General features: G+C 53.7%; 15 protein-coding genes. 11 read left to right on the top strand and 4 right to left on the bottom strand.

Translation table 11 applies throughout. From position 1 onward, the window contains the following. Window positions 1–27: 27 nt before the first annotated feature. Window positions 28–222, top strand: a complete 195-nt coding sequence (locus JZ655_RS09015) for a YdiH family protein (protein WP_040075977.1) — start codon at window positions 28–30, stop codon at window positions 220–222. 223 nt (window positions 223–445) lie between these two features. Here JZ655_RS09015 and JZ655_RS09020 read toward each other — a convergent pair whose 3' ends face one another. Next, window positions 446–601 (bottom strand): hypothetical protein, encoded by a 156-nt coding sequence (locus JZ655_RS09020; protein WP_207293600.1) that lies wholly within the window; start codon window positions 599–601, stop codon window positions 446–448. 437 nt (window positions 602–1038) lie between these two features. Between JZ655_RS09020 and sufA the strand changes: the two genes are divergently transcribed. From sufA to ldtE, 7 genes are all read left to right on the top strand, one after another. Continuing rightward, window positions 1039–1407, top strand: a complete 369-nt coding sequence (gene sufA / locus JZ655_RS09025) for a Fe-S cluster assembly scaffold SufA (protein ID WP_040075975.1) — start codon at window positions 1039–1041, stop codon at window positions 1405–1407. Window positions 1408–1415: 8 nt separating this feature from the next. After that, complete coding sequence (gene sufB, locus JZ655_RS09030) at window positions 1416–2903, top strand: Fe-S cluster assembly protein SufB (RefSeq protein ID WP_040075974.1); 1488 nt, start codon at window positions 1416–1418, stop codon at window positions 2901–2903. A 16-nt stretch (window positions 2904–2919) separates the two neighbouring features. Continuing rightward, window positions 2920–3666 carry a Fe-S cluster assembly ATPase SufC gene (sufC, locus tag JZ655_RS09035; protein WP_046885930.1) on the top strand — a complete coding sequence of 249 codons (747 nt, stop codon included), beginning with the start codon at window positions 2920–2922 and terminating at the stop codon, window positions 3664–3666. After that, window positions 3641–4915, top strand: coding sequence for a Fe-S cluster assembly protein SufD (gene sufD / locus JZ655_RS09040; RefSeq protein ID WP_207293601.1), 1275 nt, complete (start codon window positions 3641–3643; stop codon window positions 4913–4915). The genes sufC and sufD overlap by 26 nt, the downstream gene beginning before the upstream one ends. After that, entirely contained in the window at window positions 4912–6132 is a 1221-nt protein-coding gene (gene sufS, locus JZ655_RS09045; protein WP_046885932.1) for a cysteine desulfurase SufS, read from the top strand. Before sufD ends, sufS begins: the two co-directional genes overlap by 4 nt. Window positions 6133–6146: 14 nt before the next feature. Further along, window positions 6147–6563 (top strand): cysteine desulfuration protein SufE, encoded by a 417-nt coding sequence (gene sufE, locus JZ655_RS09050; protein WP_046885933.1) that lies wholly within the window; start codon window positions 6147–6149, stop codon window positions 6561–6563. A gap of 96 nt (window positions 6564–6659) precedes the next feature. Further along, window positions 6660–7673 carry a L,D-transpeptidase LdtE gene (ldtE, locus tag JZ655_RS09055; RefSeq protein ID WP_207293602.1) on the top strand — a complete coding sequence of 338 codons (1014 nt, stop codon included), beginning with the start codon at window positions 6660–6662 and terminating at the stop codon, window positions 7671–7673. Window positions 7674–7736: 63 nt separating this feature from the next. On the opposite strand, the gene lpp is transcribed toward ldtE, so the two are convergent. The 3 genes from lpp to ynhH form a co-directional block, all read right to left on the bottom strand. Then, window positions 7737–7973 (bottom strand): murein lipoprotein Lpp, encoded by a 237-nt coding sequence (lpp, locus tag JZ655_RS09060; RefSeq protein WP_001082307.1) that lies wholly within the window; start codon window positions 7971–7973, stop codon window positions 7737–7739. A 311-nt stretch (window positions 7974–8284) separates the two neighbouring features. Continuing rightward, window positions 8285–9706: a pyruvate kinase PykF gene (pykF, locus tag JZ655_RS09065; protein WP_207293603.1), complete on the bottom strand. Its 1422-nt coding sequence runs from the start codon at window positions 9704–9706 to the stop codon at window positions 8285–8287. A 7-nt stretch (window positions 9707–9713) separates the two neighbouring features. Beyond that, window positions 9714–9908, bottom strand: a complete 195-nt coding sequence (ynhH, locus tag JZ655_RS21615) for a protein YnhH (RefSeq protein WP_419395493.1) — start codon at window positions 9906–9908, stop codon at window positions 9714–9716. Window positions 9909–10344: 436 nt separating this feature from the next. Here ynhH and JZ655_RS09070 point away from each other — a divergent pair, with 436 nt between their 5' ends. Genes JZ655_RS09070 through JZ655_RS09080 form a run of 3 tightly spaced genes read left to right on the top strand, consistent with a single transcriptional unit; the run spans window position 10345 to window position 12869 of the window. Beyond that, the gene (locus tag JZ655_RS09070) at window positions 10345–11367 is read left to right on the top strand and encodes a methionine ABC transporter ATP-binding protein (RefSeq protein WP_207293604.1); all 1023 of its coding nucleotides are present in this window, start codon (window positions 10345–10347) and stop codon (window positions 11365–11367) included. Next, window positions 11360–12028: a methionine ABC transporter permease gene (locus JZ655_RS09075; RefSeq protein WP_040075965.1), complete on the top strand. Its 669-nt coding sequence runs from the start codon at window positions 11360–11362 to the stop codon at window positions 12026–12028. The genes JZ655_RS09070 and JZ655_RS09075 overlap by 8 nt, the downstream gene beginning before the upstream one ends. A 28-nt stretch (window positions 12029–12056) precedes the next feature. Beyond that, entirely contained in the window at window positions 12057–12869 is an 813-nt protein-coding gene (locus JZ655_RS09080; RefSeq protein WP_207293605.1) for a MetQ/NlpA family ABC transporter substrate-binding protein, read from the top strand. Window positions 12870–12940 lie beyond the last annotated feature (71 nt).

Below are 12940 nucleotides of genomic sequence, written 5' to 3' on the forward strand. Positions count from 1 at the left end.
CGCGTTTTGTACATAAACGAGGACATTATGGATACCGATTTGAACCCAACCCAACTGGCCATTGAATATTTACGCCGCGATACGAGCAACCTTTCTCCGGCTCAGTATTTGAAAAAGCTGAAACAGCTTGAACTGGAATTTACGGATCTGCTCACGCTCTCTTCAAGCGAATTGAAAGAAGAGATCTACTTTGCCTGGCGGTTGGGTGTTCACGTCCATTAATTTCTGCACTCTGTAATAAAGGCCGCGATTGCGGCCTTTATGCTTTCTGTGCGCTTTGCAGAGCGGCGCCGCAATTTATGTCAAATCACCGCCCGCTATTCATGAGACTATTCTGATGCTCCTTCAAGAGCTAAGCCACAGAGTGCCGGAGATAAGCGCCGGATGGAGCAAGGAACCCTTAAGATTACCCACGGGTAGTCTTAAGGGTTTTCTTTTGGCTGAATTACAATGACAGGCCGATCGCCGCGTTCACTATGCTCGAAGCCATAAAGACGCCACCCACGATGAGAAACGCCCGGTTTTTGCGAGTGCCCGCGAGCGTCAGCATTACTATAGCCACCACGAAAAACGGGATGGCAATAATCGAAAATGTATTCATAGTGGCACCTAATCTTTAAGAGGCAGATAACGTAACCGGGTCTACCGCCTAACGCCAGACTTTGCGAACCGCCAATACAGGTAGGGTCTCGCTTCACACCTGGTTTCCCTTCTATGACTGTTCCGGAAGAGTCGGGTTGCCGGCCGCGCTCTTCATCAACGAAGCCTGCTCAAAAAACTATCTCATAAATAGGCATTCCCTATACAACTTTACCATTTCTACCCGTCTCATCGATTAGCGCGTCTAAATCCATTATTAATCAATGAATTGATTAAAATAATCCTTGCCTGATAACAACTCAGGCAGGGTCTATGCTTAATGAAAGTAGCCAAAAAGGGCGATTAAGCAGAAAGCCCCTGCTGTCAGGGGGTTGAAGTGATAATCGTTATCACTAACATGGTGTTATGCCCTGATGGCGCAACAAATGAGGTGGACCTATGGAATTGCATTCAGAAACGTTCAACCCAGCGGATTTCACATGGCGCGGACTGTCGCTTACCCCTGCGGCAGCGAAGCATATTCATGAGCTGGTGGAGAAACAGCCCGGCATGCTGGGCGTGCGCTTAAGCGTCAAGACGACCGGCTGCGCCGGTTTCGGCTATGTGCTGGATACCGTCAGCGAGCCGCAAAAAGACGACCTTATTTTCGAGCATGACGGTGCAAAATTGTATGTGCCGTTACAGGCGATGCCGTTTATTGACGGTACTGAAGTGGATTACGTGCGCGAAGGTTTAAACCAGTTATTCAAATTCAACAACCCGAAAGCCCAGAACGAATGTGGGTGCGGCGAAAGCTTTGGGGTATAGGCGGTACTATGTCTCGTAATACTGAAGCAACTGACGATGTCAAAACCTGGTCCGGTGGCCAACTCAATTATAAAGAGGGCTTCTTTACCCATTTACAAACCGACGAGCTGGCAAAAGGGATCAGCGAAGAGGTGGTGCGCGCTATCTCAGCACGCCGTAATGAGCCTGAGTGGATGCTTGAATTTCGCCTGAGCGCTTACAAAGCCTGGCTGGAAATGGACGAGCCGCACTGGCTGAAGGCGCACTACGATAAGCTGAACTATCAAGATTACAGCTACTACTCCGCCCCTTCCTGCGGTAACTGCGACGATACCTGCGCCTCTGAGCCGGGGGCCGTACAGCAGACCGGCGCCAACACCTTCCTGAGCAAAGAGGTGGAAGAGGCCTTTGAGCAGCTCGGGGTGCCGGTGCGTGAAGGGCGAGAAGTGGCCGTAGACGCCATCTTCGACTCCGTCTCCGTGGCGACGACCTATCGTGAAAAACTGGCGGAACAGGGGATTATCTTCTGCTCCTTTGGCGAGGCGATACACGATCATCCGGAGCTGGTGCAGAAATATATTGGCACCGTGGTGCCCAGCAACGACAACTTCTTTGCAGCGCTGAATGCGGCCGTGGCCTCGGACGGCACCTTCATCTACGTGCCAAAAGGGGTGCGCTGCCCGATGGAGCTGTCGACCTATTTCCGTATCAACGCGGAAAAAACAGGTCAGTTTGAACGCACCATCCTGGTTGCCGATGAGGGCAGTTACGTCAGTTACATCGAGGGCTGTTCTGCGCCGGTACGAGACAGCTATCAGCTGCATGCGGCCGTGGTGGAAGTGATTATTCACAAAGATGCGGAAGTGAAGTACTCCACGGTACAAAACTGGTTCCCGGGGGATAACAACACCGGCGGCATCCTGAACTTCGTCACCAAGCGTGCCCTGTGCGAAGGTGAAAACAGCAAGATGTCCTGGACCCAGTCGGAAACCGGCTCCGCCATCACCTGGAAGTACCCAAGCTGCATTCTGCGCGGCGATAACTCCATCGGTGAGTTTTACTCCGTGGCGCTGACCAGCGGTCATCAGCAGGCCGATACCGGCACCAAGATGATCCACATCGGCAAAAACACCAAATCAACCATCATCTCGAAGGGGATCTCTGCCGGACAGAGCCAGAACAGCTATCGGGGGCTGGTAAAAATCATGCCAACGGCGACCAACGCCCGAAACTTCACCCAGTGTGATTCAATGCTGATCGGGCCAGACTGTGGGGCGCATACCTTCCCCTACGTGGAGTGCCGGAACAACAGCGCACAGCTGGAGCATGAAGCCACCACCTCGCGGATTGGTGAGGATCAGCTCTTCTACTGCCTGCAGCGCGGCATCAGCGAAGAGGATGCCATCTCCATGATTGTTAACGGCTTCTGTAAGGACGTGTTCTCTGAACTGCCGCTGGAGTTTGCCGTTGAAGCACAGAAACTGCTGGCGATTAGCCTTGAACACAGCGTCGGTTAAGCATTAAGGAAAGCACATGTTAAGCATTAAAGATTTACAGGTCAGTGTGGAAGATAAAGCGATCCTGCGTGGGCTGAGCCTGGAGGTTCGCCCGGGCGAGGTGCATGCCATTATGGGGCCGAACGGTTCCGGGAAAAGTACGCTCTCTGCAACCCTGGCCGGGCGTGAAGATTACGACGTGGTGGGCGGCTCGGTGGCGTTCAAGGACAAAGATCTGCTGGAACTGTCGCCGGAAGAGCGCGCCGGTGAAGGGATCTTTATGGCCTTCCAGTATCCGGTCGAGATCCCGGGCGTCAGTAATCAGTTCTTCCTGCAAACCGCGTTAAACGCCGTGCGCAAGTACCGTGATCAGGAAGCGCTGGACCGCTTCGACTTCCAGGACTTAATGGAAGAGAAGATTCAGCTGCTAAAAATGCCGGAAGATCTGCTCACACGTTCGGTAAACGTCGGCTTTTCCGGTGGCGAGAAGAAGCGTAACGACATTTTGCAGATGGCGGTACTGGAGCCTGAGCTATGTATTCTGGATGAGACCGACTCCGGTCTGGATATTGATGCGCTGAAAATCGTTGCCGACGGGGTGAACGCCCTGCGCGATGGCAACCGCTCATTTATCATCGTCACCCACTACCAGCGTATTCTCGACTACATCAAGCCAGACTTCGTACACGTACTTTATCAAGGGCGCATTGTGAAATCGGGTGATTTCACTCTGGTTAAACAGCTGGAGGAGCAGGGCTATGGCTGGCTTACCGAACAGCAGTAACGCGCTACAGCAGTGGCATCGCCTGTTTGAAGCGCAAGGTCAACCACGCTCCGAACAGGCTCAACAGCATCTGCAGCAGATGCTGCGTCTGGGATTGCCTGGGCGGAAACATGAAAACTGGAAGTACACCCCCCTGGACGGGTTGCTGAATAGCCAGTTTGTCACCCGTCTGGCCGAAGTGAGCGCAGCGCAGCGGGATGCGCTGAGCATAGCGGTGGATGCCGTACGGCTGGTCTTTGTCGACGGTCAGTTTATTCCGGGCCTGAGCGACAGCAGCGAAGGGAGCGGTTTTGACATTGAGATCAACGACGCGCGTCAATCCTTGCCCGCGCCGGTTCAGCCTGAGCTCTTCCTGCATCTCACCGAAAGCCTGGCGCAATCGGTCACGCACATTCGTGTGAAGCGCAATCAGCGTCCCGCCCGGCCTTTGCTGTTGCTGCACATTACCCAGGGGCTTGCGGGGGGAGAGGAGGTGAATACCGCCCACTACCGCCACCATCTGGAGCTGGAGCAGGGCGCCGAAGCGACGGTCATCGAACACTATGTCAGCCTGAATGATGTTCGCCATTTTACCGGTTCACGAATGACCATGAACGTGGCGGCAAATGCACAGTTGCACCATCTGAAGCTGGCGTTTGAAAATGCGCTTTGTCATCACTTCGGCCACAACGACATCTTGCTGGCTGCAGACGCGGCGGCCCACAGCCACAGCTTCCTGCTGGGCGGCGCGGTGTTACGCCACAATACCAGTACCCAACTTAACGGCGAAAATACCACGCTGCGCATTAACAGCCTGGCGATGCCGGTGAAATCCGAAGTGTGCGACACCCGCACCTGGCTCGAACACAACAAAGGGTTCTGCAACAGCCGTCAGCTGCACAAAACCATCGTCAGCGATAAAGGTCGCGCGGTGTTTAATGGGCTAATCAAAGTGGCCCAGCATGCCATCAAGACCGACGGGCAGATGACCAACAACAATCTGCTGATGGGGCGCCTGGCTGAGGTGGATACCAAGCCGCAGCTGGAAATCTATGCGGATGATGTGAAGTGCAGCCACGGGGCAACCGTGGGCCGTATCGACGATGAGCAGATGTTCTATCTCCGTTCGCGCGGTATTGACCAGCAGGCTGCCGAAAAGATGATCATCTACGCCTTTGCCGCTGAGCTGACAGAAGCTATTGGTGACGAAGGGGTAAAACAGCAAGTCCTGGCCCGCATCGGTCAGCGCTTGCCTGGAGGTAAGGCATGAATTTTCCGGTGGAGAAAGTACGGGCGGATTTTCCGGTCCTGACCCGTGAAGTGAATGGTCTGCCGCTCGCCTATCTCGACAGCGCCGCCAGCGCCCAGAAGCCGGCGCAGGTGATCGATGCCGAAGCGGAGTTTTACCGACACGGCTATGCGGCGGTACACCGGGGTATCCATACCCTCAGTGCAGAAGCGACTCAGCGCATGGAAAATGTGCGCAACCAGGCGGCGGCGTTTTTAAACGCCCGTTCGCCGGAAGAGCTGGTCTTCGTGCGCGGCACCACCGAAGGGATCAACCTGGTCGCTAACAGCTGGGGCAGCGCCTCGGTTCATGCCGGGGATAATATTGTCATCACTCAGATGGAACATCATGCCAACATCGTGCCGTGGCAGATGCTCTGTGAGCGCGTGGGGGCCCAACTGCGGGTGATCCCGCTGAACCAGGACGGTACGCTGCAGCTGGCGCAGCTGGATGCGCTGCTTGATGAACGTACCCGACTGGTGGCGGTGACGCACATCTCTAACGTTCTGGGGACCGAAAACCCGTTGGCGGAGATTGTAGCGAAAGCGCATCAGGTGGGGGCGAAGGTGCTGGTGGACGGTGCCCAGGCGGTGATGCACCAGGGTACCGATGTCCAGGCGCTGGACTGCGATTTTTATGTGTTTTCCGGACATAAACTCTACGGACCGACCGGGATCGGCGTGCTCTACGTGAAGGAGGATATCCTGCAGGCTATGCCGCCGTGGGAAGGGGGCGGGTCGATGATCGCCACCGTCAGCCTCACCGAGGGGACGACCTACGCTAAAGCGCCCTGGCGCTTTGAAGCGGGTACGCCAAACACCGGCGGCATTATTGGTCTTGGGGCTGCTATAGAGTATGTCTCAGCCATTGGTCTGGAGAAGATTGCCGCGTACGAGCAGAAGCTGATGGATTACGCCTTGCACGCCCTGGCCGAGGTGCCGGATCTGGTTCTCTATGGACCGGCAGATCGCAAAGGGGTGATTGCCTTTAACCTGGGTAAACATCACGCCTATGATGTGGGGAGCTTCCTCGACAATTACGGCGTTGCGGTGCGCACCGGGCACCACTGTGCAATGCCGCTGATGGCCTTTTATCAGGTTCCGGCCATGTGCCGCGCGTCGCTGGTCATGTATAACACCACAGAAGAGATCGACAGGCTGGTGGCGGGACTCAAACGCATCCACCAGCTGTTAGGTTAACAGGGAGGCAAGAGATGGCCGCGTTGCCAGACAGAGATAAATTACTGCGTAACTTTACACGTTGCGCAAACTGGGAAGAGAAGTACCTGTACATCATTGAGCTTGGGCAGCGACTGCCTGAGCTTAGTCCGGAAGCCCATAACCCGGACAATATTATTCAGGGATGTCAGAGCCAGGTCTGGATCCTGATGCACCAGAACGAGGCGGGGGTGATAGAACTGCAGGGCGATAGCGATGCGGCCATTGTGAAGGGGCTGATCGCCGTGGTGTTTATTCTCTATCACCAGATGTCCCCGCAGGACATTCTGGCTTTCGATGTGCGCCCGTGGTTTGAACAGATGGCGCTGACTCAACACTTAACGCCGTCCCGTTCCCAGGGGCTGGAAGCGATGATTCGCGCTATCCGCACCAAAGCCGCCAACATTAGCTAAACTTACCAGACAGCATTCATTCTGTTTCGCGAGGCGGTTCCCGCCTCGCTGGTTTTCAGCTTTCTGACGTCCTGTCAGTGAATAAGGAATATCAGCATGAAGCGCGCGTCTCTGATTACACTTTTACTTCTTGGGTCGCTCGGCGCGGTAAATAGCGCCAGAGCGGTAGATTATCCATTGCCGCCTGCGGGCAGTCGCCTAATAGGACAGAATCAGACTTACACTATTCAGGAAGGCGATAAAAATCTGCAGGCAATCGCCCGCCGGTTTAATACTGCTGCGCACTTAATTCTCGAAACCAATAACACCATTGCCCCGGTTTATCCGGCTCCGGGCACGGTGATTACTATTCCATCGCAAATGTTACTGCCCGATACGCCGCGCGAAGGAATTGTGGTTAATCTTGCCGAACTGCGGCTCTATTATTTCCCCCCCGGGGAGAATAGCGTGCAGGTTTATCCTCTGGGGATAGGCCAGTTGGGGCTGGAGACGCCGGTCACCACGACCCGCATCAGCCAGAAGATCCCCAATCCCACCTGGACGCCACCAGCCGGCATCCGGGCGCGCTCACTGGCGCAGGGGATAAAACTGCCGCCCGTGGTCCCGGCAGGGCCAAATAATCCACTGGGGCGCTTCGCATTGCGTCTGGGGGTGGGTAACGGCGAATACCTGATTCACGGCACCAGCGCACCCGACAGCGTAGGCCTGCGCGTGAGTTCTGGCTGTATGCGTATGAATGCGCCGGATATTAAAGCGCTCTTCTCGCAGGTTCGGGTCGGCACCCGGGTGCAGATCATCAATGAGCCGGTGAAATTCGCCGTCGAGCCGGACGGCAGACGCTATGTTGAGGTGCACCGCCCGCTGGCGGCTATTGAAGGTGATAATCCACAGATCCTGCCTATTCCGCAGTCTGCTGGTTTTGCGTCCTTTGTTGCTGAGAGCGGTAGCGATAAAGCGCTGGTGGATAAAGCAATGTCACGCAGGGCAGGCATTCCGGTCGCCGTGTCGGTAGGGGCCACGCCTTCAGCGAATCACACTGTGCAGTCGGTGCAGAATCAGCGCACGCCGGTGACCTCTGTTGAGGAGACGCGCGAGCAGGTTACGCAGTAGGGAAGGGGAATCGCAGGCAAAAAAAATGGCGCACAATGTGCGCCATTTTATTAACAGCTACTATTACTTACGGTATTTAGTAGCCTGGTTGTCCAGACGCTGGTTAGCGCGTGCTGCGTCGTCTTTAGCAGCCTGAACGTCGGAACGCATTGCGTTCACGTCGTTGCTCAGCTGGTCAACTTTAGCGTTCAGAGTCTGAACGTCAGAAGACAGCTGATCGATTTTAGCGTTGCTGGAGCAACCTGCCAGCAGAGTAGAACCCAGGATTACCGCGCCCAGTACCAGTTTAGTACGATTCATTATTAATACCCTCTAGATTGAGTTAATCTCCATGTAGCGTTACAAGTATTACACAAAGTTTTTTAGGTTGAGAATATTTTTTTGTTGGGAATCCGCCTATTTTTGATCGTTCGCTCAAAGAAGCATCGAAATCGGCTATATCAGCCAAAAAATGCTGTTAAAACAAAATATTTTAATCGGATTCATCTTAGTAAAAGTGCGTATTAAATAGAAAAACCCGATTTGATTTTTTAATGACTATGGTCGATGGCACAAATAAAAAAAACGCTCCGAAGAGCGCTTTTTAAACTAATTAATTCGGACAGTAATTATTACAGAACGTGAACAGATGCGGTATTGGTGGTGCCTGATGGTACCAGCGCGCCAGAAACCATCACCACAACGTCGCCTTTCTGTGCCAGACCGCACTCAACCAGCTGCAGAGCCACTTCTTTACCCAGACGATAGAAATCATCGGTAGAAGCAATCTCTTTCACCAGATGCGGAACCACGCCTTTGCTCAGCACCAGCTGACGTGCTGTGGTTTCGTTGGTGGTCAGTGCAAGGATGGTGGCGTTCGGGAAGTATTTACGTACAGCTTTCGCAGATTTGCCGCCCTGGGTTGCCACAACGATCAGCGGCGCTTCCAGTTTCTCAGCGGTCTCTACCGCACCGCGGCAGACGGCTTCGGTGATGCGCAGCTTACGGCTGTCGTTGTTGTTGTCCAGACGGCTCTTCATCACGCGGTCGGTACGCTCACAGATGGTCGCCATGATGGAGACCGCTTCCAGCGGGTATTTACCTTTTGCGGATTCGCCAGAGAGCATAACGGCATCGGTACCGTCGAGGATGGCGTTAGCCACGTCGCCTGCTTCAGCGCGGGTTGGGCGTGGGTTTTTGATCATGGAGTCCAGCATCTGCGTCGCGGTGATAACCACTTTACGTGCACGCACACACTTCTCGATCATCATCTTCTGCGCGAAGATTACCTCTTCAACCGGAATCTCAACGCCCAGGTCGCCACGAGCAACCATGATGCCGTCAGACGCTTCGAGGATCTCATCGAAGTTGTTCAGACCTTCCTGGTTTTCAATTTTGGAGATGATCTGGATATTTTCGCCGCCGTGCGCTTTCAGGTGCTCACGGATTTCAACGACGTCAGAACGTTTACGGATGAAAGAGGCCGCCACGAAGTCAACGCCTTGCTCACAACCGAAGATCAGGTCTTGCTTATCTTTTTCTGCCAGGGCAGGCAGCGCGATGGAGACACCCGGCAGGTTCACGCCTTTGTTCTCACCCAGGTCGCCGTTGTTCAGCACTTTACAAACAACGTTCTTACCTTCGATAGCGGTCACTTCCATGCCGATCAGACCGTCATCCACCAGCACGGTGTTGCCCACGGAGAGATCGTTGGTGAAGCCTTCGTAAGTCACAGCAACGATTTCGCTGTTGCCGACCACGGACTTGTCTGTAGTGAACGTGAAGGTCTGGCCCGCTTTCAGCGAAACGTCATTGCCGCCTTCCAGTTTGATGGTACGAATTTCTGGACCTTTGGTATCCAGCAGGATTGCTGCTTTTTTACCGGTCTTGCTCATCACGTTGCGCAAGTTCTGAATGCGCTGGCCGTGTTCAGCATAGTCACCGTGAGAGAAGTTCAGACGCATAACGTTCATGCCGGCGTCCAGCATTTTGGTCAGCATCTCTTCAGATTCGGTTTTCGGGCCGATGGTGCAAACAATTTTCGTCTTTTTCATGACAGTCTTAGTCTTTAAGTTGAGAAGGATATGGAAATCTCGCTCCGGGGGCGCTGGGCCTCAGAGTCAAACCTGTGTTGCGAATGATTTTATGGCACGCAGTAAGGATAGGTGACATCAATTGAGCGTGCAGAAGAAAGTGTGCCTGTGTTTCAGCCCAGGAGGAGAGGGAAAGTTGTATGCGTTGTTTTTTGTATTCCAAGCGCTGAAACCATTCATCAGGGATTAGGCGCGCATTATACGCCTAAGTATGCGCAAAAGGAAAATGAAAACAGCGTTTCAAAAATTATATGTGCAGATTCACAAAGGATTGTTATCAACGCGTTAAGCTTGCCCAGGCGGATGTTGCGGCAACGAAAAACCTAACCGCAAATTGGCCAGATTTGCTGCTTTTCCAGCGATACGCCGCCCTTTCTGGCCCCTGAATCCGGGTAAAAGGCGAACCAGAGGTGCATTTGCGGAAAATAGCTCACCTTTTCCATAATGCAGCTATCCCGCTCTCCCCAATCAAACTGCCGTTTATAACTCAAAATTATATGAAATTCCTTTTTGGTCATTTCAAAGATAATCACGGCTGATTACTATCATTTGGACATCCATACTGCTAAACCGCTAAATGCTAACGGATAAGTATAAGAATGATAGTTCTCAGGAATATTTCGAAGATTTTTGATGACGGAAAAGTCTCGCTGACCGCCGTTGACGACGTCAACCTGGCGATTGAGCAGGGGCAAATTTACGGCATCATTGGCTACAGCGGTGCCGGTAAAAGTACGCTGATTCGCCTGCTAAACGGACTGGAAAAACCGACTACAGGCACGGTGACCATTAACGGGCAGGAGATTTCCGCGGCGAAAGGCGAGGCCCTGCGTCAGGCACGTCTGAAGATCAGCATGGTGTTTCAGCACTTTAATCTGCTCTGGTCGCGCACGGTGAGTGAGAACATCGCCTTCTCTATGCAAATTGCCGGCGTATCCAAAGCCAGGATCGCTGCGCGCGTCGCCGAGCTGGTAGAACTGGTGGGATTAAAAGGGCGTGAAAATGCTTATCCATCCCAACTGAGCGGCGGGCAGAAACAGCGCGTAGGCATTGCCCGGGCGCTGGCCAATAATCCGGATGTGCTGCTCTGCGACGAGGCCACCTCGGCGCTTGACCCGCAAACCACCGATCAGATCCTCGATCTACTGCTGGACATCAATCGTCGCTTTAAGCTGACCATTGTATTGATCACCCACGAAATGCACGTGGTGCGCAAAATCTGCGACCGCGTGGCGGTGATGGAAAACGGCAAAGTGGTGGAGGAGGGCGAGGTGCTACAGGTCTTTACCCATCCGCAAAAGGCGATCACGCAGCAATTTGTGCGTCAGGTAAGCCAGTATGCAGAAGAGGAGACCTTCAATCCGGAACTGACAAACGCGCTGGAAGGCACGGTAATCAAACTGACCTTCACCGGTCACAGCACCCATCAGCCGATCGTTGGGGAGCTGACCCTGCGCTATGGCCTGCCCTTTAACATTCTGCACGGCAAAATGACACAAACCGCCCACGGCGTCTTCGGACAGCTCTGGCTGCATGTCGTTGCAACGGAAGAACAACTTAACAATATCCTCGCCGACCTGCAGCAAAGCGATATTGAAGGCGAGGTAGTTAAACATGGCTGAAAATCTCTTCCCACACCTGAAGTGGGACCAGCTCTGGGCCGCCACCCAGGAGACGCTGTACATGACCGCCTTATCCGGCGTGGCGACATTTGCGCTGGGGTTGATTCTGGGACTGGCGCTCTTTTTAACCGCCCGCGGCGGTATGTTCCAGAACCGCACGGTCTATAGCCTGATCTCCATCGTGGTGAACGTCTTCCGCTCGATTCCTTTTATCATTCTGATCGTGCTGCTGATCCCCTTCACCAAAACCGTGGTGGGCACCATTCTTGGCGCTAACGCCGCATTGCCGGCGTTGATTGTCGGGGCGGCCCCTTTCTATGCGCGTCTGGTGGAGATCGCCCTGCGCGAAGTGGATAAAGGCGTTATTGAAGCCACGCGATCGATGGGCGCACGACTGAGCACATTAATCTTTCGGGTTTTATTGCCGGAGTCATCACCCGCGCTGGTATCAGGCATGACGGTCACGCTGATTGCCCTGGTGAGCTACAGCGCAATGGCAGGGGTGATTGGTGCTGGCGGTTTAGGAAATCTGGCTTATCTGGAAGGATTCCAGCGCAACCATGGTGACGTCACGCTGGTGGCAACGGTGACCATTTTAATCATCGTTTTCATTATCCAGTTCTGCGGCGATGTCATTACTTCACTGTTAGATAAAAGATAATCACGAATAACACACAGGAACCAACATCATGAAAAAAACACTGACGCTGATCGCCGCCGCAACCCTGAGCACCCTGAGCTTTGCCTCCTGGGCCGACACCCTGACCGTGGGCGCGTCTAACACCCCGCATGCGGAAATTCTGGAGCAGGCTAAGCCGATTCTGGCGAAGCAGGGTATCGACCTGGAGATTAAACCTTTCCAGGACTATATTCTGCCGAACACCGCGCTGGCGGGGCGGGATATTGACGCCAACTATTTCCAGCATATCCCTTATCTGAACAGCGTGCTGAAAGACCACGCCGGTGACAAAGAGTATGGCTTTGTCAGCGCAGGCGCTATCCACATTGAGCCTATCGGTATCTACTCTAAAAAATACAAATCGCTGAAGGATCTGCCGGAAGGCGGCAAAATCATCATGCGTGACGCGGTGTCTGAAGAGGGCCGAATCCTCTCCATTTTCGAGAAAGAGGGCGTGATTAAGCTGAAGCCGGGTATCGACAAAGTAACCGCCCGCATTAGCGATATCGTGGAAAACCCGCAAAAACTGCAGTTTACGCCGAACGTGGAGGCCTCTCTGCTGCCGCAGATGTATAACAACGACGAAGGCGCCGCCGTGGTGATTAACGCCAACTACGCGATTGATGCCGGTCTGGATCCGGTTCACGACCCCATCGCGGTAGAGAGCGGTGAGAACAACCCGTATGCCAACATCATCACCGTGCATCGTGGCGATGAGAAGAAGAAAGATATCGTCGCGCTGGTGGACGTGCTGCACTCGAAAGAGATCCAGGACTGGATCCGCACCAAATATAAAGGCGCGGTGATCCCGGTAAATAACTAATTCCCTGATTTATTTTAAAAAAGCCTGGTGAGCCACTCGCCGGGCTTTTTTTGTATAAGAGGTATGAATGC

The sequence above is a fragment of the Leclercia pneumoniae genome (genome assembly GCF_017348915.1).
Taxonomy (GTDB): Bacteria; Pseudomonadota; Gammaproteobacteria; order Enterobacterales; family Enterobacteriaceae; genus Enterobacter; species Enterobacter pneumoniae.